General features: G+C 32.3%; 20 protein-coding genes and 1 pseudogene. 11 read left to right on the plus strand and 10 right to left on the minus strand.

The features are described 5' to 3' along the window. Positions 1-43 precede the first annotated feature (43 nt). Complete coding sequence (locus OZP15_RS11945) at positions 44-1,816, minus strand: MutS-related protein (RefSeq protein ID WP_269225658.1); 1,773 nt, start codon at positions 1,814-1,816, stop codon at positions 44-46. 226 nt (positions 1,817-2,042) lie between these two features. Further along, positions 2,043-2,876: a universal stress protein gene (locus OZP15_RS11950; protein ID WP_269225659.1), complete on the minus strand. Its 834-nt coding sequence runs from the start codon at positions 2,874-2,876 to the stop codon at positions 2,043-2,045. A gap of 295 nt (positions 2,877-3,171) precedes the next feature. On the opposite strand from OZP15_RS11950, the gene mnmE reads away from it, so the two are divergent. The 6 genes from mnmE to OZP15_RS11980 all read left to right on the plus strand — a co-directional run bounded on the left by mnmE (position 3,172) and on the right by OZP15_RS11980 (position 8,925). Further along, positions 3,172-4,572 (plus strand): tRNA uridine-5-carboxymethylaminomethyl(34) synthesis GTPase MnmE, encoded by a 1,401-nt coding sequence (gene mnmE / locus OZP15_RS11955; RefSeq protein WP_281336215.1) that lies wholly within the window; start codon positions 3,172-3,174, stop codon positions 4,570-4,572. A 232-nt stretch (positions 4,573-4,804) separates the two neighbouring features. Beyond that, entirely contained in the window at positions 4,805-5,368 is a 564-nt protein-coding gene (locus tag OZP15_RS11960; protein ID WP_281336216.1) for a helix-turn-helix domain-containing protein, read from the plus strand. Further along, the gene (locus OZP15_RS11965) at positions 5,365-6,507 is read left to right on the plus strand and encodes a tyrosine-type recombinase/integrase (protein ID WP_281336217.1); all 1,143 of its coding nucleotides are present in this window, start codon (positions 5,365-5,367) and stop codon (positions 6,505-6,507) included. The genes OZP15_RS11960 and OZP15_RS11965 overlap by 4 nt, the downstream gene beginning before the upstream one ends. Positions 6,508-6,681: 174 nt before the next feature. Further along, the gene (locus OZP15_RS11970; RefSeq protein ID WP_269225664.1) at positions 6,682-7,011 is read left to right on the plus strand and encodes a helix-turn-helix domain-containing protein; all 330 of its coding nucleotides are present in this window, start codon (positions 6,682-6,684) and stop codon (positions 7,009-7,011) included. Positions 7,012-7,213: 202 nt separating this feature from the next. Next, the gene (locus OZP15_RS11975; RefSeq protein WP_281336218.1) at positions 7,214-7,942 is read left to right on the plus strand and encodes a DUF6088 family protein; all 729 of its coding nucleotides are present in this window, start codon (positions 7,214-7,216) and stop codon (positions 7,940-7,942) included. Next, entirely contained in the window at positions 7,942-8,925 is a 984-nt protein-coding gene (locus OZP15_RS11980; protein ID WP_281336219.1) for a nucleotidyl transferase AbiEii/AbiGii toxin family protein, read from the plus strand. Before OZP15_RS11975 ends, OZP15_RS11980 begins: the two co-directional genes overlap by 1 nt. A gap of 128 nt (positions 8,926-9,053) precedes the next feature. On the opposite strand, the gene OZP15_RS11985 is transcribed toward OZP15_RS11980, so the two are convergent. The 8 genes from OZP15_RS11985 to OZP15_RS12020 all read right to left on the minus strand — a co-directional run bounded on the left by OZP15_RS11985 (position 9,054) and on the right by OZP15_RS12020 (position 16,145). Then, positions 9,054-10,220 carry a hypothetical protein gene (locus tag OZP15_RS11985; protein ID WP_269225669.1) on the minus strand — a complete coding sequence of 389 codons (1,167 nt, stop codon included), beginning with the start codon at positions 10,218-10,220 and terminating at the stop codon, positions 9,054-9,056. Between the two features lie 8 nt (positions 10,221-10,228). Continuing rightward, entirely contained in the window at positions 10,229-11,218 is a 990-nt protein-coding gene (locus OZP15_RS11990) for a nucleoid-associated protein (protein ID WP_269225670.1), read from the minus strand. 341 nt (positions 11,219-11,559) lie between these two features. Continuing rightward, positions 11,560-11,847 (minus strand): DUF3892 domain-containing protein, encoded by a 288-nt coding sequence (locus OZP15_RS11995; protein ID WP_269225671.1) that lies wholly within the window; start codon positions 11,845-11,847, stop codon positions 11,560-11,562. Positions 11,848-12,231: 384 nt separating this feature from the next. Further along, positions 12,232-14,163 (minus strand): AAA family ATPase, encoded by a 1,932-nt coding sequence (locus OZP15_RS12000; RefSeq protein ID WP_281336220.1) that lies wholly within the window; start codon positions 14,161-14,163, stop codon positions 12,232-12,234. Further along, positions 14,150-14,671 (minus strand): ABC-three component system middle component 5, encoded by a 522-nt coding sequence (locus OZP15_RS12005; protein WP_269225675.1) that lies wholly within the window; start codon positions 14,669-14,671, stop codon positions 14,150-14,152. The genes OZP15_RS12000 and OZP15_RS12005 overlap by 14 nt, the downstream gene beginning before the upstream one ends. Next, the gene (locus OZP15_RS12010; protein WP_281336221.1) at positions 14,658-15,230 is read right to left on the minus strand and encodes an ABC-three component system protein; all 573 of its coding nucleotides are present in this window, start codon (positions 15,228-15,230) and stop codon (positions 14,658-14,660) included. The genes OZP15_RS12005 and OZP15_RS12010 overlap by 14 nt, the downstream gene beginning before the upstream one ends. A 2-nt stretch (positions 15,231-15,232) precedes the next feature. Beyond that, entirely contained in the window at positions 15,233-15,592 is a 360-nt protein-coding gene (locus OZP15_RS12015) for a hypothetical protein (RefSeq protein WP_269225677.1), read from the minus strand. Between the two features lie 367 nt (positions 15,593-15,959). Beyond that, positions 15,960-16,145, minus strand: a complete 186-nt coding sequence (locus OZP15_RS12020; protein ID WP_269225678.1) for a hypothetical protein — start codon at positions 16,143-16,145, stop codon at positions 15,960-15,962. Positions 16,146-16,883: 738 nt separating this feature from the next. On the opposite strand from OZP15_RS12020, the gene OZP15_RS12025 reads away from it, so the two are divergent. The 5 genes and pseudogenes from OZP15_RS12025 (at position 16,884) to OZP15_RS12050 (ending at position 20,284) form a co-directional block, all read left to right on the plus strand. After that, positions 16,884-17,285 carry a carboxypeptidase-like regulatory domain-containing protein gene (locus OZP15_RS12025; protein ID WP_281336222.1) on the plus strand — a complete coding sequence of 134 codons (402 nt, stop codon included), beginning with the start codon at positions 16,884-16,886 and terminating at the stop codon, positions 17,283-17,285. A 27-nt stretch (positions 17,286-17,312) separates the two neighbouring features. After that, positions 17,313-17,600 (plus strand): nitrogen regulatory IIA protein, encoded by a 288-nt coding sequence (locus OZP15_RS12030; RefSeq protein WP_281336223.1) that lies wholly within the window; start codon positions 17,313-17,315, stop codon positions 17,598-17,600. Further along, a complete protein-coding gene (gene traM / locus OZP15_RS12035; protein ID WP_281336224.1) occupies positions 17,587-18,900 on the plus strand; it encodes a conjugative transposon protein TraM in 1,314 nt (437 codons plus the stop codon). The genes OZP15_RS12030 and traM overlap by 14 nt, the downstream gene beginning before the upstream one ends. Before the next feature lie 34 nt (positions 18,901-18,934). After that, a pseudogene (gene traN, locus OZP15_RS16315) lies at positions 18,935-19,836 on the plus strand (conjugative transposon protein TraN). A gap of 172 nt (positions 19,837-20,008) precedes the next feature. Beyond that, positions 20,009-20,284 carry a molybdenum ABC transporter permease gene (locus OZP15_RS12050; protein WP_269225683.1) on the plus strand — a complete coding sequence of 92 codons (276 nt, stop codon included), beginning with the start codon at positions 20,009-20,011 and terminating at the stop codon, positions 20,282-20,284. Positions 20,285-20,328 lie beyond the last annotated feature (44 nt).

A 20,328-nucleotide genomic window follows, 5' to 3' on the forward strand; every position in this document is an offset into this window, starting at 1 on the left:
TATGATTGTAGAGTATATATTCGCACCAATCTAAATTCTAAAATTAAATCACTTCCATTTTTTGCATTAAAAAAGTAGCACTTTTGTTTTTGCAAATTCCGTTGCGGAGTTTATAATCAAAATACAAATCGTCGTTTTTAATTTCGACTTCAAAGCATTGATTGGTCAAAATTTCGGGATAATTGTTGGTGGTCAAACAAACTTCAATATCGTGAGTGGCAATGGCTCCAATGGCTTTTTTGGCAATTACTTTTTTGATTACTTCAATGGTTCCGTGGCGTTTATCATCCGAATTAGTTCCTCGCAGGATTTCATCTAATAGCACAAAAGCAGGCTTTTCTGCTAAAGCATCCATAATTTGTTTCAAACGCTTAATTTCTGCAAAGAAATAGGATTCGCTATCCGACAATGAATCAGACAATCGCATCGAAACTAAAACAGGTAAAGGATGCATCGTCGATTTGGAAGCGCAAACCACCGAACCAATGCCGCCTAAAACCATATTAATTCCCAAACTTCGTAGAAAAGTACTTTTCCCAGACATATTCGAACCCGTCAAAATCACAAAAGATTGCGGATAAAAATGCGTATCGTTTCCTACTCTAGTTTCAGGATTCAGCAACGGATGACTTAAATTAGAGAAACTGATTTTATAGTCGGAATTGATTTCTGGAAAAACAAAATCAGGATTATTATACGCCAAATTAGCCAAACTATTCAACATTTCGAATTCGCCTATGACTTCTAACCAAGATTCAAGCGTTTGCTGATGCGTGTGTTTCCAATTGATTAAAGCTTTCAGGATATGTAAATTGTATAAAAAAGTGCCGTTAAACAAAACAGCTGTTACCACATTGGCAATCGAATCCATTTTAGAAAATAATTCCGATAATTCTTTTAGATAAGTACTTGCTTTTGCTTCCTTAAAATACAATTGCTTTTGAAGACTTACTAATTTAGAAGATTCAAAACTTTCGTTTTCAATTTTTTGTAACAACAAACTGTATTGATTAATGATAGTGTCTATTGAATACGTATTGGCAATTTCAGTTTGAATTTGTTTTCTAAACTTTCCGAGAATCATCAAATTGATTATGAAAACATAACCTGCATAAGACAACAAAAAATTATAATGAGTTATAAAATACCCCAAAATTAATCCTGCCAATACAGCAGGAACGGCATAAATTAACAGCATCATGCTTTTAGAAAAAGGGATACTTTTTCGATGATTCCAGTGTAATAATTCCTGAAATTGTTCTTTCGAATCATTCGTGATTATTCCTAATGCTAGAAAATCTTGTCGCCAATCTATTTTGGATTTGAGTTCCTGTATCGCTTCTTGATTTTCGTGTATTTTTTCATTCGAATTCAAAGTCAACAATTGGCTGGCAAGTGTTTTTTTGCCAATGAAAGTGGCTGTTCTATTCAAATTTTGAAACAAGGAATGTTCGCCAAAAATATCTAAATCATACGCATAAGAATGCTGAAAATCATTGAATTCTACACCGTTTTCAAAAGGATTTTTTGCTCTTTTTAGAAATGAAATTTCGTTTTCATTGATTTTTAAAAGAGCGGAAGTCAACTGTTTTTGAAAAGACAATCGAGTGTGCAAGCGCATCAAAAAAACAAAACCAACAAAAAATACAATCGCCAAAACCAAATATAAAATTTCGTTAGTTTTAATGTAATAAAACACCAAAAACAAACAGAAAAAGATACTCAAGAGGCGTAGCAAACTAATGCTATTGTATTTTTTATTGATTTTACGTAATGCTTCTTTATAATCGGTAACCTTATTTTTATAAAACTCCATTTTCACTATTTAATGAAACGCAAATATAGGTTTTACGGTTGCAAAATCATGGCATTCTCATTTAAAATCATCCGACACGAATTATACAAATTATCCCGAATTACATCAGTTTTATGAATTTGTGAAATTTTTAAAATTTACTCTTCGTGACAATTTGTGGAATTGGTGTGTGACTCTTTTTTTAACAAATGCCTTGGTGTAAAATGACAATCGCAATTCACAGAATTTAGTTTTCGTGCATGACCAAAATTGGAACAGAAACTTCTTTGGTAATTTTTTTGGTAAAACTGGCGTCAAAAAGGCTTTCAAAGAAGGAACGTTTGTGGGTTATCATGGCAAGAATATCAATGTCTTTATAAAGTACAAAATCTAAAATGGTTTCTTTAACCTCATCGCTTGGCAAGATTAAAAATTCGACATTTTCATTCGCAAATTCTTTTTCCCATTCCTTGATAGTAGTTTCTAAAACATCAGAATTAGTAGTTTTCACATACAAACTGCGTACTTTAGCATTGGTTTTCTTGGCTATTTTCAAAACTTTGCGAAGTTCCATTTTGTCTTTTTCACGGTAACGAGTAGTGAAACCAATGGCTCTTATTTTCTTAAACGCAGCATCTACAGGAACGCACAAAATAGGAACTTCAACTCCTGAAATAACCGACTCTGTATTAGATCCCAAGAAATAGCTACTCCAATCGGAATTTCCATTAGTTCCCATAATTACAAAATCGATTTTATCATTAGCAACCACTGACTTGATATTGTACAACAAATCGCCATCCATCAAGCGGTGATTGATGACGATATCTTGCAAATTTCGTTTTGCAGCAATGGCTTTCAGTTTTGGAACTTCTTCTTTGAATCGTTCAAAATTAGCTAATTCTATAGAACTGTAAATGGAAGCATAATTTTCAGGAAAAAAATGATCGTCGTAAATGGGCAATTCAAATGTGTGAAGTAAAAGAAGTTCGCCATTCACATTTTTGGCAAATTCTAAAGCGTGGATAAAAGCATTGTTGGCTGCTTCAGAAAAATCGGTGGGGAATAATATCTTTTTCATTTCATTTAGATTTATTGTATTTCTCTCAAATTTAATCATTCTAAAGCCAAAACAACCTGATACTTATCACTAATTTAACATTTATTGTTCTCTTAAAAAAGTAACACATTGGATTCAAATTTACAAACAATGGCACGCAGATGACACGGATTTAACTGATAATCGCTGATTTTTTCCTGTGATAATCCATAAGAATTTAACTACTTTAAATCCGTGTAAATCAGCTAAATCCGTGTCATCCGTGTTCCAATTTAATCACAGTTCAGTTTAGTTCCTATTTTTATATCTTTGCGCTATGATACATCAAGATTCTATTGTGGCACTCGCCACGCCTTCAGGAGCAGGAGCTATTGCTATTATTCGAATTTCGGGCGAAGATGCTATAACTATTGGAAATACTGTTTTTAAGTCCATCAAAAACAAAGATTTAACCCAGCAAAAAACACATACGCTTCATTTGGGTCATATTATTGATGATGCCAAAACGCTTGACGAAGTTTTGGTTTCTATTTTCAAAGGTCCCAATTCTTATACGGGCGAAAATACTATTGAGATTTCCTGTCACGGATCGACTTATATTCAGCAACAAATAATTCAGTTATTATTGCGAAAAGGTTGCCGAATGGCAGATCCGGGCGAATTTACCCTGCGAGCTTTCTTGAACGGAAAACTCGATTTATCACAAGCCGAAGCCGTTGCGGATTTGATTTCGTCAGATAATGAAGCTTCCCATCAAATTGCGATGCAGCAAATGCGTGGTGGTTTCTCTAACGAAATTGCTAAACTGCGGGAAGAATTATTAAATTTTGCTTCACTAATTGAACTCGAATTGGATTTTGCAGAAGAAGATGTAGAATTTGCCGACAGAACACAGTTTCACGAATTATTGAACCGAATTGAGTTTGTACTGAAACGCTTGATTGATTCTTTTGCCGTAGGAAACGTTATCAAAAACGGAATTCCTGTTGCTATTGTTGGTGAACCCAATGTAGGAAAATCGACTTTGCTGAATGCTTTGTTGAACGAAGAACGCGCCATTGTTTCGGACATTGCAGGAACCACTCGTGATACTATTGAAGATGAATTGGTTATTGGCGGCATTGGCTTTCGATTTATTGATACCGCAGGAATCCGGGAAACCAAAGATGTGGTAGAAAGCATCGGGATAAAAAAAACTTTTGAAAAAATAGAACAAGCGCAGGTGGTTTTGTATTTGTTTGAAAGTTTCAAGTTTCAGGTTTCAGGTTCAGAGTACATCCTTGAAATTGAAAAAGTAAAAAATAAATATCCTTTAAAACCTTTACTAGTTGTAATCAACAAAATAGATTTAATTTCGGTTGAAGAAAGGTTGTCGATCAGCCAACAACTTGAAACATTAAACGTGAAACAAATTTTATTAAGTGCGAAACAGAAAATTGGCATTGATGAACTCAAAAACCAACTCCTTTCCTTCGTCAACACAGGTGCTTTGCGCAATAACGAAACTATCGTGACCAACACACGCCATTATGATTCTTTATTAAAAGCCCTTGACGAAATTACAAAAGTAAAATACGGACTCGAAACCAATCTTTCCAGCGACTTGATGGCATTGGATATTCGGGAAGCTTTGTATCAGTTTGGGATGATTACGGGTCAGGTGACCAATGATGAATTGTTAGGGAATATTTTTGCTAATTTTTGTATCGGAAAATAAGTTTCACAAAACATCACAAAATAAAACAAAGAATCCCAGTTAAAATGTCATAAAACGGCATTTTAACTGGGATTCTTCTTTCTGTTTATTTAGCTTTATTTACAGATAGTTTGTTCCTTTTTGTACCATTATTGTACCACGAAAAAAAAATCTGCATCAAGATTTTTTTTTGGTGAGATGATGACACAATCTGACACACATAGACACAATGGGATACAAAATTGATCACATTATGAGTTCTAAAATTGAGGTTATCAGAATTTGTGAGCACTGCAAAAAACAGTTCACAGCCAGAACAACACGAACGCGATATTGTTCCCCCATTTGCAACAGTCGAGGCTATAAAGCACTGGTGCGTAAAGGAAAAGCAGAAAAAAGCAATAACGAAACCGTTCAGCTTTTAAACACAGATTTGGAAAAAATAAAGCCGCTTGAGTTTCTAAAAATTACTCAAGCCAGCCTTCTTTTCGGGATCAGCAGGAGTACTATTTACAGGTTAGTTAACAATGGCTATCTGGACATCGGGAAGTTTGGCAAACGAACAGTTATTCGCAGATGCGACCTTGAAGCTTTCTTTGCTATTCCCATTCAGGATGTAACTTTGAAAACTGGACAGCAATTTCCTGGCTTTGACAATTGCTATACTATCACGCAAATTCAGCAGAAGTATAATATTTCTTCGGGAGCACTCTATCTATTGATTCAACGGCAGGGTATAGTAAAATATTCCGTTGGAAAATTCACCTGTGTAGCCAAACAGGATATTGATATAATTTTTAATGCTGCGGGAAGATGAAAAAGATAAATGTTACGTTAAGAAAAAGGACGCTGCCAAGTGGAAAGATTACATTATACCTTGATTTTTTTCCTCCAATCTATAACACTAAAACTCGTGAATTTTCGCGAAGAGAATATTTAGGTTTATATCTGGTTTCAAAACCAAAAAATAATATTGATAAAGCACTGAATTCAGAAAATTTGCACAAGGCCGAGATGATTTGTGCAAATAGGCTTAATGAATTAAACAAACAGCAAATCTATACACCATTTGAACAAGAGCGGCTACGTCTGCAGGAAATAGGAGAAAAATCATTTCTAGAGTATCTAAAACAGACAGCAGAAATCAAGACTGGCAATAACGCTGAAATCTGGAAATATGCAATTATCCACTTCGAAAAGTTTCTTAAGAACGAAGACATATTAATGCAGGAGATAGATGTTACAATTATTGAAGACTTCAGAGAATACATTTTGAAGGCAAAATGTTTAAAGAAAAAAGACCAGTTTTTGGCTCAAAACACTGCATTATCCTATTTTAACAAGATCAAGGCCACCCTTCGAAAAGCTTATAAGAAAGGATTACTGCAAACTGATATTAATGCTGCGGTTGATAGCATTAAGGAACAGGAGTCCCAAAGAAATTTCCTAACTATGGAAGAAGCTTCAAGTTTGTTTAGGACACCATGTAAAAAAGAGATTGTCAAACGCGTCTGCATGTTTTCTTTGCTAACAGGGATTCGTTATTCCGATATTGCAAAACTTACATGGGAAGAAGTGCAGTATAGTAAAAGTGAAGGATATTATATAAGATTTAAGCAACAAAAAACTGATAGACCAGTAACCCTTCCTATTTCTCAAGAAGCGTTCGAGTGTTTAGGTGAAAAAGAGACACAATATAAGCAAGTCTTTTATAATTTAAAAAAATGGGACGTATACCGTTTGCTGCCTATTTGGGTTAAAGACGCATCAATTGAAAAACATATTACTTTTCACTGCTTTCGGCATACGTATGCGACATTGCAGATGGCTGCTGGTACCGACATTTTTACAGTATCTAAAATGTTAGGTCATAAAAACATAAAGACAACGCAGATATATACTAAAATCATCGACGAGAAAAAAAGAGAAACAACTAATAAAATTTCGTTTAAATAAAAAGTTTTTAATACTAAAAAACAGCAAAACAACAACTGACAATCAATATAATTTATTGACAAACAATACTTTAACTTATTTTTTTTTACCTTGGACAATACAATACGCCTGCGGAGAATTTGTTCGTGAATTCTATCTAAAAAAGTTAAAATTGAAAAAAGGTGTTTGAAACAATTGGAAAAATTTGAACAGGACAACAAGTTTTTGGAGAAAGATTTAACATTAGTCAAACTATCTGCTGCGTTTAATTCCAACACCAAATACCTGTCTAAAATAATATACCATTACAGAGACAAAGGATTTGTGGATTATATGAATGCCCTTAAAGTGGATTACCTTATCTGTTTATTGAAAAATGACAAAAAAATAAGGAATTATACCAATAAAGCTTTGGCTAAAGAAGCCGGGTTTAGTACGACCCAACATTTTGTGACTGCTTTTTTAACCAAGACCAGTATGCCTCCCTTCTATTTTGTTGAAGAATTGAAAAAAGGACAGTCTTAATTGTTCACACAATAGCAATGTTCACGAAAACGTGAACACTAAAAAAAAGTGAACAAAGATAATAGATGTTTAACTGATTATATAGCTATATCTACTGAAGACTAAATAGATGAATCTATTGATGATCAAATAGAGGAATATGTCAGGTAAAGTACAGAAAAAACTTGACATTTAAAATATATTAACTATCTTTGTCCTTCTTATGAAAGTAACAGATAAAATAGTAGCTAAAATTAAACGAATAGATACTGGTGATGTATTCGGATATGATACTCTTGGATTAACTTCAGATGAAATTATTGCTGGTTCTAAAGCATTAAGCAGATTAGTTGATAAAGGTATTATTAGAAGAGCCCGAAAAGGGTATTACTATAAGCCAAAAGTTTCTGCATTTGGTGAGCAAAAACCTAGAGAAGATGTTTTGCTATCTCTATATCTATTTGAAAAGAATAAGCAAGTTGCTTATGTTACCGGAACTCGATTGTATAATAGATTGGGCTTAACAACACAAGTTCCAAGTTCCATACGTATTGCTTCGTTAGAAAAGCAAGTGAAAGGTAAAGTGGGCAATATGGTCATTAAACCAGCCAAAAGTTATGTGAAAGTTACTTTTGATAATATCAAATATTTAGAAGTTTTAGATGTTATGAAAGATTTGAACACGATTCCAGATTTACAAAAAAGTGATGGACTTGTTTATTTAAAAAAAGTAATTTATGATTTTGACGCTCCTGAAATAAAAAAACTAGTTACTTATGGGGTTGCTTATCCACCGAAAGTTAGGGCTTTACTTGGAGCACTTTTAGAAGCCATGAATACAAATATCACTGCTTATGAAGTCTTGAAAAAATCAATTAATCCGTCTAGCAGTTATGAATATGGTATTAATTCTACATTACTTGCTACTGCTAACTCTTGGAATATCGTATAATGAATTTACATTTAGACAAAGACAATTTTGAAGGTGCAATTGTTGCCACCGCAGAACATTTTAAAATTCCTGAAATTTTCATAGAGAAAGATTATTGGGTTACTTATGCTTTGCATCAATTGTTTCATTCTGAAGTAAAGGATTTAATTGTTTTTAAAGGAGGTACTTCTTTATCTAAATGCTATAAAGTTATTGAACGATTTTCTGAAGATATAGATATGGTTATTGTGAAAACAGCTACTGATACAGGAAATGATTTAAAGAGAAAATTGAAAGCAGTTACTGATGTAGTCGATAACTCTATTCTTGAAGTTGTAATCAATGATCCTACCGCTAAAAAGTTGGGAAGTTTAAGAAAAATCGTTTATTCTTACCCAAAAGTTGGAATGCAGGGAAACTTTGGGCAGGTTAGAGAACATATTACTTTAGAGGTTTCCCATCTTGGTAATTTTGAGCCTAATAATACAAAATCGGTTTGTACTTTCATTGCAGATTACATAAAAACTACACCTAATTTAGAATTAATCAACCAATTTGGATTAGAAGATTTCGAAGTAAAGACACTTGCCATTGAGCGTACATTTTGCGAGAAGGTAATTAGTCTGGTTCGTTTTTCTTATACTGAAAATCCATTAGATGATTTATCAAAAAAAGTCCGTCATACTTATGATCTATACCATTTAATGCAACTTGAAACAATACAAAAATTTGTAAACTCCAAGGAGTTTGACATCATGTTATTGCAAGTTGGTAAAGATGATGACAAGGCCATTCCCAATGATAAAAACTGGTTGTATCACCATCCTAAAGAAGCTCTAATTTTTAGTAAAACCTCTATTGTTTGGAATGTATTGAAGAAAGTTTACGCCACTTCTTTTAAAGAATTGGTAACTGGTACACTTCCCAGTGAAAATGCTGTTTTTGAAACTTTAGTATTTCTTTCTAACCGTATTCATAAAATGGAGTGGGATATTAAGAAATAGGCTTTTACTTTATTATCCTTTGATTTGTTTGCCCTCATTTGTGGCTACGAGGTCGGGAGACTTCGCCTCCCATACTGCTATGAAACACTTCGAAGAGCGGGATTACAATCTTATAAATCTTTTATGATTTATAGATAAAATACGCTAATATCAATAAATACATAAGCGTATACTATAATTAGAAGAACATAAATTATACTTGATAAAATTCTAACCAGTAAAAGTTTCTTTCTTTGTTTCGTAAGATCATTTGTTTTTAAGGAAAGTAGTTTATTTTTAATATCTTCTAATGCAATTACATTTTCTATTTTTGTTATGAAATCATCAATTTCAGCTTCTATCAAATTTATTGATTCTTTTATATTTGCAAAAAGGACAGACCAAATAAGAATGAAAAAAATTGTTCCCAGAATTAATAAAATTAGATTTTTTCCAATGGCAAAACCAGTAAAATCCATTCCATTTAGCAATAGGATATAACCAACAGGAACTCCAAAAATATATGTTGAAGCTTTTCCAATAGATTCAGATATCTTATCTGCAAGTTTTTGAAAGTGTTCGTTGGAAGATATTTTTATTTTCTCAAAGGAAAAACCCGCTATAAAGAGAAGGACACTTTTTTTATAATTTACTATTAAAGTATCCCAAGCATGAGCAACTGTTATGTATGATTTTCCGCAAGAGTTGATAAAATTGATTAGTTCATTTATGAAGAGTTGTTTTTTATCCTCTCCAGAACCTGAATTTTCAAATTGCGACTGAATTATTTGAAGTTCAGTAATATTTATTGTTTTAAGATCTTCTAATTTATAATCTATGACTAAATCTGTTCCAAGCCCTGATTTATAAAATAAAAGCTCCAATGTCATGTTTTTTTTCTTTTCACTGTCTGTCAATTTTCGTAGAAACGAAATAAGAGTTAGGTTTTGCTTGTATAAATCTATCTTTATATTGCTATCAACATTATTGCGGTATGAAATGTCAGCTATATAAAAATCTTCTAATTTATTTTCAAATTTATTTCCCTGAATGAAATCGTTTAAAGATTTAAAATAATTAGGAATACTGCCTGTTGCAATTTCTAATTTAATTAGCTTTCTTATATGCTCTTTAAGTTGAGGTATCTCTATAAAATCGCTTTGTTGAGTGTAAACTTCAATTAAATTAGTATTTACTAATTCTGTAATTGAATTTATGTCAGCCTCATCTAGCACAATATCACCACAGAAATAATCAGAATCATATTCTCCATTTTGTAGCTTATTTGTCAAAAGTATAACGTGTTCTAAAATCATTTTAGTAATCAATTTGTTTGGGTATCTTCAAACATACTATTTAATTTTTCTTCAGGCACATCATGAATTATTATGCTGTTACCATCGCGAGTAATTTTCTCTTTCTTTATAAGTTCCTTTTCAAAAACTAAATGATATCCATCTTCTTTAATACTATTTCTAGTAAAAGAATAAAAATCAGATCTGGAATGAACTCCTATTGCTCCACTAATTTCAATTTCATTATCTTCTATAAAACCTAAAAATGCCGTTGGCTCCTCACTATCAATGATAGCAGCAATTGATTCAATTTCAACGTCTCTTTTTTGCACAAAACACTTCTCTACATATTCCGAAATGGCTTCTCTAACTTTATTTTGCTTGGCCATAGGAAATTTTGCAGAAACAGAATATTTTTTAACTGCATCTTTCAACTTATCAAAGTTTTCTTTTGCAGAAGAAATATCAGTAGCACCTATAAACTTGATGAAATATTGAGAAACTGTGCGCGTTCCTTTTATAAATGTCAAATATCTACCTTCTTTATTTTTCCATTTTTCAAAATTAAGCCTATTTGCCCTTGCCATCTTTTCTATATCAAGAGCCATTAGTTTTTCTATACCCAAATCATCAGTATTAGTATAATGGGCAGATTTATCCATCATGGCGGTTATTAAAAAGTCGACATTATTTTGTTTGTAATGAACAAAGATTACATATCCTCCAGTAGTCGTATTTATATCCATTTTTGATTTTAGAATATCCATTGATTCCACAGTCAATTTTAAAAAATCATCATCTTCAATATATTTCTTAGCTTTTGTTTGAAAAGGAAAGTTTACTTCATCTTCTTCAAAAGTACCTTGAGATGGGTTTTTAGCACCATATACTTTTATTAATTTGTCTACAAATTCGCTTACTGTAGCATTTTTCTTGATGAGCTTTGTAGAGCAATTTAAAGTTGCTTTTTCTTTTAGTTCTTTATCAATATGATGCAGTACAATTTTTTTTAGTTCCATATTCTGATTTTGTTTATTACTATATTGTTAATCCAATCTAATTTCCAATAAAATTTGTGGTATTGTTGCGAACTGAAGGTAGATTGTGACTATGTGTAGTCATTGGTATATTCGTTATCAAATATATAGAACTTTTATTACACTTTTGTAATTGGATTGAGATAATTTATATACTCCCGATTTGACAAGATTTTATTACATATTCACAAGTAACTCAAAACCAAAAAAATCGATAGTATCTTTATTTTAAATAATATCAATTCTAAAAACTTTTATTACTAGTAGTTTTTTTTAATAGGCTACTTTAGATAGCCTATTAAAAAAATAAGTTTCAAAAAAACTTATGGACATTCAGGAAGATTCAAAAGATTGTTAGATGTAGTCGTATCATTTTTAGTTTTCAAGTATTTATAACCAGCAGCACTTTCTGAAATAATGACATCTACCTTGTTTACACCCTGCCCGACATAAAATTGCCATTTGTTAGCCTCAATCGCCGCAATAGCATCACTTTGGCTAATTTTCCAACGTGTGCGATCTTCATTGATACCTCCGATATTCACAATCCTTTCGTGAATGTTTGTCCTGTCAGATTTGTTTATGCATCTGATTTCATGTGATGTTGCCATATTTAAAATATTAAAATTAAGTCCCAAATGTAACTATGATGAATTTCAGTATTTTACGGCTTTCCACATTTTCAGAAAAAAAATAAAATTTACACAAAAAAAGATGCTTAAGCATCTTCCCTATTTCACCCTATTTTTCCAACTATGATTATGCTTATATCCTTTCCTCCATTCATAAAACTTTCCTCTCAAGTAAAGCCCCACAAACCACAATACCACAAAACCTATTATCTCATACAATTCCATCTTTCAAAGATAGAAGCCTTTTCATTTTTTCGTGGTATCGCAATTTAATTGCTCCCAATTTGACATATTATAATTCAAAATTGACAATTATTTTTAACTTTTGTTAAGTGACAATTATTTATGAAAAACACCTGTAGATTAGTTTCTCCTTATATTTTTTAAACTGGGGTTGGCTTTGGTATAATATTCCCCAACACAATATGCGGTATTATTCAATTCGTCTGAAATATACGATGTGGTATAAATCATCTGAAATGAATTTGAATCATATTCCTCTACCTTATCAATTAGTATTCTTTGGAAATTTTGTGCTCTTTTAGGTTCTATCCCTTTATCTTCCATATTATCACTAAAGATAAATCTTGGATATCGCATTTTTTCAATTGAAAGCGATGCTAAAAAAATTGCGAATCGTGCAGCTGTCTTTAAATAAAAATTGGAACTAGCAGAATATCTAGCATTTTTGTCGGCAATAAATGCTATATTATTTCTATAATCAATATGAAACTCTTTTGCCTCTTTGAAATCTTCTTGCCTCTCCAAATCATTATTAAGTAAAAACAAAGCTTGCTTTTCAATTTTTGAATTCACCGCTTCCTTCAACTGCATTTGCTCTTGTTCAGTATTGTATATATAACCTTTCAGATATTTATGCTCTTTTTCCAACTCATTTTTTCTTTCTGCTAATTTTTGATAGAGTTCTGCATTCTCAAGAAAGGTTCTGAGCTGAATAATTTCACCTTCCACAAAACCTTTATCCATAAAAAGTTTATCAATAGCTTCTTCTCTAATCGGTTTTACATCATTCAATGCAGAATTTACTTGTGTTTGCAATTGTTGAAGTTTAATTTTTTCAGAACTATAACTTGAGGATAAATTATCTATTTTTTTTTTATTTAATTCTAATAATTGTGTTGATTCTATGATTTGAAAGCTAATTTCCTGTTCCATTTTTCGAGCTTGAATTACACCAAAACTTTCATCTACATTTTCTTTACAAAGTTTACAAGATGATTCAACTGTTGTTGTATTCAATACTGTTAGGCATTCAGGACAGTAATCTAATGGAAAACTGCCTAAAAAATCTCTCGTGGCAATAGAATTTTTTAAAGCCTTAATTTTATTTTTTAAAGTATCGACAAAAAGAACCGAATCTTCAATTTCATAATGTAAAAATTTTATTTCCTCTTCAAGTTCATTGACTTTTTTTCTTTGCGCAATGGACTCCTCATTTAAAATTTGAAATTCAAGTTTTGTTTTTTTATCGTATAAAACTTCTTTATTCTTGTTTTTTATAGAGATTATTTCTTCCTCAATTTCATAGATTTGATTTTGCTTATTTTCAATACTTGTTAGCAAATGTGTTGGATTTAGAGATAAAGGATCTGAAAAAAAAGTTTCAGTAACCTTAATTTCTTTTTTAAGAGCATCTAAATCCTTTTCTACTACAACATTCCGTTTCTTTTTATCATAAAGTTCTTGATTATATACCCCGAGTAAAAGGTCTGAAACTGTTTCACGTGTAATATTGGTATCAAAGTATTCATAAAGAAATAATGAGTTTGTCGGCGAATCTTGATCAATATATAGAAGTCTTAATATTTGATGGAATGTAATATTATTATCACCTTTTACAATTGGTAAATCTAAATTTTCAAAAATCACATTCGAAAAACTCTTTTTATTTTCAGTTGTATTATATTCATATTTAAACCATCCATTTTCAATGGGAGTATTTAAACTTTCATCTAAAGCCCCCCAATAAAAATAAATTGCAATTTTGTCATTTACGTTCTGATCTAAATCTTTTATGATCTCTCTTTTCAAAGTAAAAATCGCACCATTCATTTCTACTTCAGCAAATACAACCGAACATTTTTTTGCTTCTGGAACCCAGTCATGAAAAGCTCCTCCCAAGACAAAAAATATAAAATGAGTTATTGTTGATTTTCCACTACTATTATCTCCTCTGATTATATTTACACCCTTGTGAAATATTTCATTATAGGCAACTTGATTCTCATCTGTATAGATAAGAAGCCTATTTAAAAAAAGATTATTTTGCATCATATTTACTTACCATTAATTTAGTTCTATCTTTTAATCCATCAACTCCAAACATTGACATATTATAAAAATGAGATGTTAAAATAGAAATTAAGTTTCTTTCTTTTGGAGTTAATTCCTCAAATTTATTTGTGTAATCCTGCAATAATTCTTTTGAAATTATCGAAACTCTATTATCTTTTAGTAATTCTTTATCTATTATTCCATAGGAAGCCAAACAGTGGAGAGCAGAAATTTGATATGGACGAATTCTTTCAAACATCTTCCTGTTTTCTAGAATCATTTCATAAGGGTTTTCCTTTTTTGATATATAGTTTTTCAAAATTTCACGAATATCTCTTTCTTCTCTTTTCAATCTTACTTCATGAATCTTATTCGGAAATAATAAATAAAAATCCCAAATTCTTAATCTATCAACTTCTACATATTCATTCTTATTAAAATGTGTGAGCAGTTGCAGCATTCTATAAACTGCATGATATAAGTCAAATGCCTGATTATATACTATCATAATCTTTCCAGTTTAGATGGCATTTGCCAGTTAGAAAAAAAATCATTCCATAAACTTCTTCACTATTTAAATATAGTACCTCATCCTCTGCTCCTTCATCGTTTAGTAATGTTAGCATCGGTTTTACAACATTTTCATAAATACATTCTAGAACAATTTGTTGATCTTGTTCAGCAATTATTAAAGGCTCGACATGTGTTTCAAAATCAATTATAATTTTTGCAAGAAGATCTATATGAATCCTTTGGGCAAATTCATAATTTTTGTATTTCTCATATTTTTTCCAATACAGTTGCTTCCTTTCAAGAGCTCTAATGATTTGTCTTTTTGAAAAACCACCATCAATAAGTTTTTGCTTTAATCCAATACTATCTTTTTTGGTTAAATAGCGCTCCATTTCTTGAAGTACTTTGGCAAACCTTTCCTTATTCGAAGAAACCTCTATATTTAATTTCTCAAATAAGCGTGTATATTTACTTTTCTTTGACATATAAATATTACCACTATTCTCAGCTACATTTATTTGCCTATCAACAGAATCATTTGTGATTTTTTGCATATTTACATTTGGATAGAACCGGAATTATTTTGAATATTTATCTGTTTTTCAATGACTGCATTATTATTAATTTGCTGCATATTTTCTCTTAATTCTTTTTGAGCATTTTCAACAATATTTTTAAGATTATATGCAAATTCAGAATTTTGATGAAGCTTTTCAATAAGTCTAATTTCTAAACTCTGCACATCTGTATCTTCCTCAACTTGTTTTGTAAGAAATTCATCCTTTTCTGAATTAAATGGTTTATTAATAAATTTCCATATTTCTTCTCCAATATTTTCTGCTATTTTTTCACCGGATTTTGTTAAAAAGGGAGTAGCTAATGCAATTGCAGTTTGTGCTAGTAAAATAAATTCCATATTTATTAATTTTTAAGTTATTTCTTAATTAATTAAACTCCAATATTACAAAACCATTTTCGATTTTCATTACGGTTTCCCGTAATCCCATAAAAAAAGACACCTCTCAGCATCTTTTCTATTTATTCCTATTTTTCCAACTATCATTTGGTACTTGTTTTTATGAAAATCTTTTACCTTTATGCCTATAAAAGCTCCCAACTGTTATAATAACGATTGCTAAAAGTATTTCATACCATTCCATAACTCAAATATAGAAAAAAATATGATTTGTTGCCATTAATTTAAAAAAACAACTCTTTAATTAACAAATTATAATATTGAATGAAAATCTTCTCTAAAATAAAAAAGATGCCTAAGCATCTTTTTATTCTTTATCTAGAAAAAATTCAAAATCAAATAATTCTTTAGGTTCAATATCTAATCCTCTTGCTAATGAAATTATAGTTCCTAAAGAAGCTCCGTGTTCTCCATTCAAAACTCTATAAACACCTTTAGGCTCAATCTTCCCAATAGAAGCTACAGTCATAACGTCTTTGTTATAATTTTCCATTAGCTTTTGTAGATTTTTGCCAAATGCTATATAATATTTTTTCCTAATCTCTTTCACTATGTGAAGTTGAGATAATCAAAAGAAAAAAAATTGTCAAATTTGACAATTTTGTGATTTTTTTAATATATTTGAATTATTAAAAAAATCCTTAAATAGGATTTCATTAAATTTGCGATTCTTCAAATAAAACATTGAAGCATTCGCTTTGAATTTCGTCTTAGAAAACTGGTAATTTTAAAAGGAACGAAATGATAAGTAAGATGCTCACGCTCTATGGCGTGGGCTCACTTATTGTTCCTCGGTATACCAGTACCTCTAAGGCAATAAGCTGAGTTCCATGCCATTTTTTATTCCTTTGGTTACTCAACTACGATTCTTGGCACTACTTCTCTTTTAAGTCTCGCAAACCACTTATTTTTTTGAATTAGTTGGGAAACGCATCGCCAGCGTTTGGCTGCAACAAGCAAAGGCGGTGCACTTTCCTGTTATTAAAAAACCTTTAAATCCTAATGCCTATGAATTAAACAAAAAACCTCAACCATCAAGGAAATTGCACCAATTAGTAATATCTGTGGAAAAAATTAACTTTTAAAATAATCACTATAAGAAAAAACAAAAAAACTTCCTGCTTTCGCACCTTTGTGTCAAAAGCACAAAAAAGCCCTCTAGTCTGTGACCAAACTTCCTAGAGAGCCAGAACTAATAAAACCAATGTTTCATTAAAACCATTCCAAAAGTATGAATAATAATTCACTCTTCAAGCCTTGGGTAGTCCAAGTACTGCCCAAATTCTACTGCCTTTTATTCCTTTTCTACCTTACAGAAGGTTATGCCCAAGACAAGACCATCACAGGAATTGTGACCGATATTAACGGAGCTTTACCCAATGTGACCGTAACTGTCAAAAATACAGGAATCACTACATTTTCAGATCTCAATGGGATTTATTTCATTATTGCTTCTCCTACCGATGTCCTTCTTTTTTCCTATATCGGTTACAAGACAACTGAAATTACCATAAACAACCGCCAAACGATTAATTTGTTAATGCAAGAAGATACCTCTATGCTACAAGAAGTGACTATTAATGCAGGCTATTATTCAGTTAAAGACAGCGAACGAACTGGAACAGGGATATAGAAGTCATTGAACGTTAAAAGTACTCCAATGAAAAAACTGCAAGCAAAGATGGACCGTTTGTTAAACAAGTTTGATGGAAGTTGGAAAGTACTTCCTTTAAAAGTACAGTATAAATACCTCCTGATTTTTTTCTTGGGCTATGCGCTACTAACCATGGGAATGATTCTAAAAGTCGTGCATGATACAAGAAAATCCAATCAAGGAATAATCATCGAACACATTGAAAACCCTGCCATTAAAAAGAACGAATCCGATACATCATTGTGGGATTCCTTATTAATGATTAAAAAAAACAAGACAAATGAAAGAAAGTGAAAACAAAAAGAGTGTCGTCTTTGTTACGGACGGCAACTCAAATGAAACTGCGGATGTAGTTCTGGAAAGTAAATTAAACCAAGTCGAGAAGCTTAAAAAGTCCCTCATGTTCACATTAATGGGAGTTGCATTCTTAGGCTGTATGTATCTCATATTTAAACCTTCCGAAGACACAAAAAAGATGGAAAACATAGGGCTAAATGATGCTGTCCCACAAGCTACCGATGCTGGATTGGAGGCTGACAAGCAAAAAGCGTATGAACAAGAAATGTTGGAACAAAAGCATCAGGAAAAACAAAATGCCCTGACATCATTGTCCGACTATTGGAATGAAGACAACCCCGTGGAAACCGTCGGAGCGAATGCTGAAATTACGGATGAAGATGCTCGAAAACCAGTAAAGAGCACTAATCCGGCATTGAACAGCTACCGAAATGCACAAAGCACCGTAGGCTCTTTTTATCAAAATGATCCTTCGGAGACACAGCAATTACGCAAACAACTGGATGAGCTAAAAAAGGAATTAGACCACAAGGACAGTGAACCCATTAATCCTGTGGAAGCCCAGTTGGAATTAATGGAAAAATCGTATCAGATGGCTGCCAAATATCTTCCGATGAATGCTAGCTCAACGGAACAGTCACCACCACAATCCGTTTCTAGTTCTTCTTCTCCAAAAGAAAAATTTGTTGCGCTTGCTCCTAGCCAGAAAAATGCCGTTTCATCTTTAGGCAGAGCACCCAACGAGAGTGCTTCTTTAGTCAATTGGAGTAAAAATCGTCCACCTGATTTTTATGCTGCTGGGCAAACCAAACAAGAAGTGCAAACCAGAAACAGTGTTCGTGCGATCATACAAGAAACTCAAGTAATAACTGCGGAAAGCAGTGTTCGTATCCGTTTGTTGGAGCCAGCCAAAACAGCAAATATTTTGATTCCACAAGGAACCCTATTGACGGCAAACGCCAAATTTCAAGAAGGACGCCTACAATTGAAAATTAGTTCGTTGGCAATAAACGGCACCATTTTGCCAGTTGACATTACAGTATTTGGATTGGATGGACAACAAGGTCTAGTTGTTCCCTACTCGCCCGAAAGAAGTGCTGTTACTGAAATGGCAGCCAACATGGGGCAAGCTTCTGGCAGTAGCATCATGATGACCAATTCTGCTGGACAGCAAGTGGCTGGCGATCTGAGCCGAGGTGTTGTGCAGGGTGTTTCAGGATACTTTTCCAAAAAAATAAAAACTCCCAAAATAACATTGAAAGCGGGCTACCAGATGTTCCTTGTTTCAAAAAACTAAACATTTCATTCTGTAAAACTTTAAAAAACAAAATATGAAAACACTAATTAAACACGGTATCGCATTGATTTTACTGTTAGGAATCCATGCCGAATCTCAAGCGCAAAATACCGTTTCCAATGTTACGACACTGAACTTGGAAAAAATTCCATCTTATCAAATTGAAGTCACCTACAATAAAACTTCGCATCTGATATTTCCTGCTCCCATCCGCTACGTGGATTTGGGAAGTGAATTTCTAATTGCGGACAAGGCAAAAGAGGTGGAAAATGTATTACGCTTAAAAGCCACAGTTCGTGACTTTGCAGAGGAAACCAATTTTTCCGTGATAACGGAAGATGGACGGTTTTATAATTTTAATGTATGCTACAATCATTTCCTGATAAAATGAATTACAACCTATTACAATTAAAGGAAAATGCAAGTGGAGCGGATGCAAATGAAGTTTTATTTGAAGAGTTGGGAAGCAACTCCCCTTCAATGGTCAATACGGTATTGGAAGCAATTTATGGAGAAAACAAAAGAATCATTAAGCACATAGACTCCAAAAGTTTTGGCATACGGTTTTTGTTGAAAGGAATCTACATTCACAATGACAAGTTGTATCTCCATACCGAACTCATTAATTGTAGCAATGCGCCTTTCCAAATTGATTTTGTCCAATTCAAAGTGGTGGATAAAAAACGTGCCAAACGCACCTTGATTCAAGAAAGAGTGCTGACTCCATTACGAACTTACAAACCACTAGATGAAATCGTGGGCAATGCAAAAAAGCAAAACGTTTTTCTATTGAATCAATTTACCATTTCCGATGATAAGCTACTCTTAATAGAGCTGTATGAAAATAACGGTGAAAGACATCAGGTTTTGAAAGTGGAATGTTGTGATTTGGTAAGAGCAAAACTCATAAAGAATGTGGAGTTAAAAATTAATTGATCGTTTCATTCTCGATACCCAACAAAGAGGCTATTTCACCAATTGTGATTTAGCCTTTTTCCATTCACGAGTTTCGATACTAGCATTTAAAATTCTTTAAATCAACATATTGCAAGTTTGAAAGACTATTTTTTTGTAAATTTATAAAGTGTAATTCAAAAATATTTCCATTATGAGTCCTGCATTGGTTTTAAGCATTTTAGCTTTGGTATGTGGTTTTGGTCTTCGCTATTGGATTAACAGACGGAAATTTTACCGAAGAAGTCCCACGGGGGCGGAAGGTTTTTCGAGTTATGAAAAATCAGTATTCATTTCTTTTCTGGAGCGTACAGGAAAATGGATTGCCTATGTTCTGATTGTTTTTGGACTTTTGTTCCTCTGGAGCCATTCAAGACAAAAGAAAGAAAAAGACAAGAAGGTTCAAATTGAAGTGCAAAATCCAAAATAACGAAGCGGCGTTCTTTTGCTTCTTTTCTTTGGTCGCCAATGCGG

Source organism: Flavobacterium eburneipallidum (genome assembly GCF_027111355.2).
GTDB lineage: Bacteria > Bacteroidota > Bacteroidia > Flavobacteriales > Flavobacteriaceae > Flavobacterium > Flavobacterium eburneipallidum.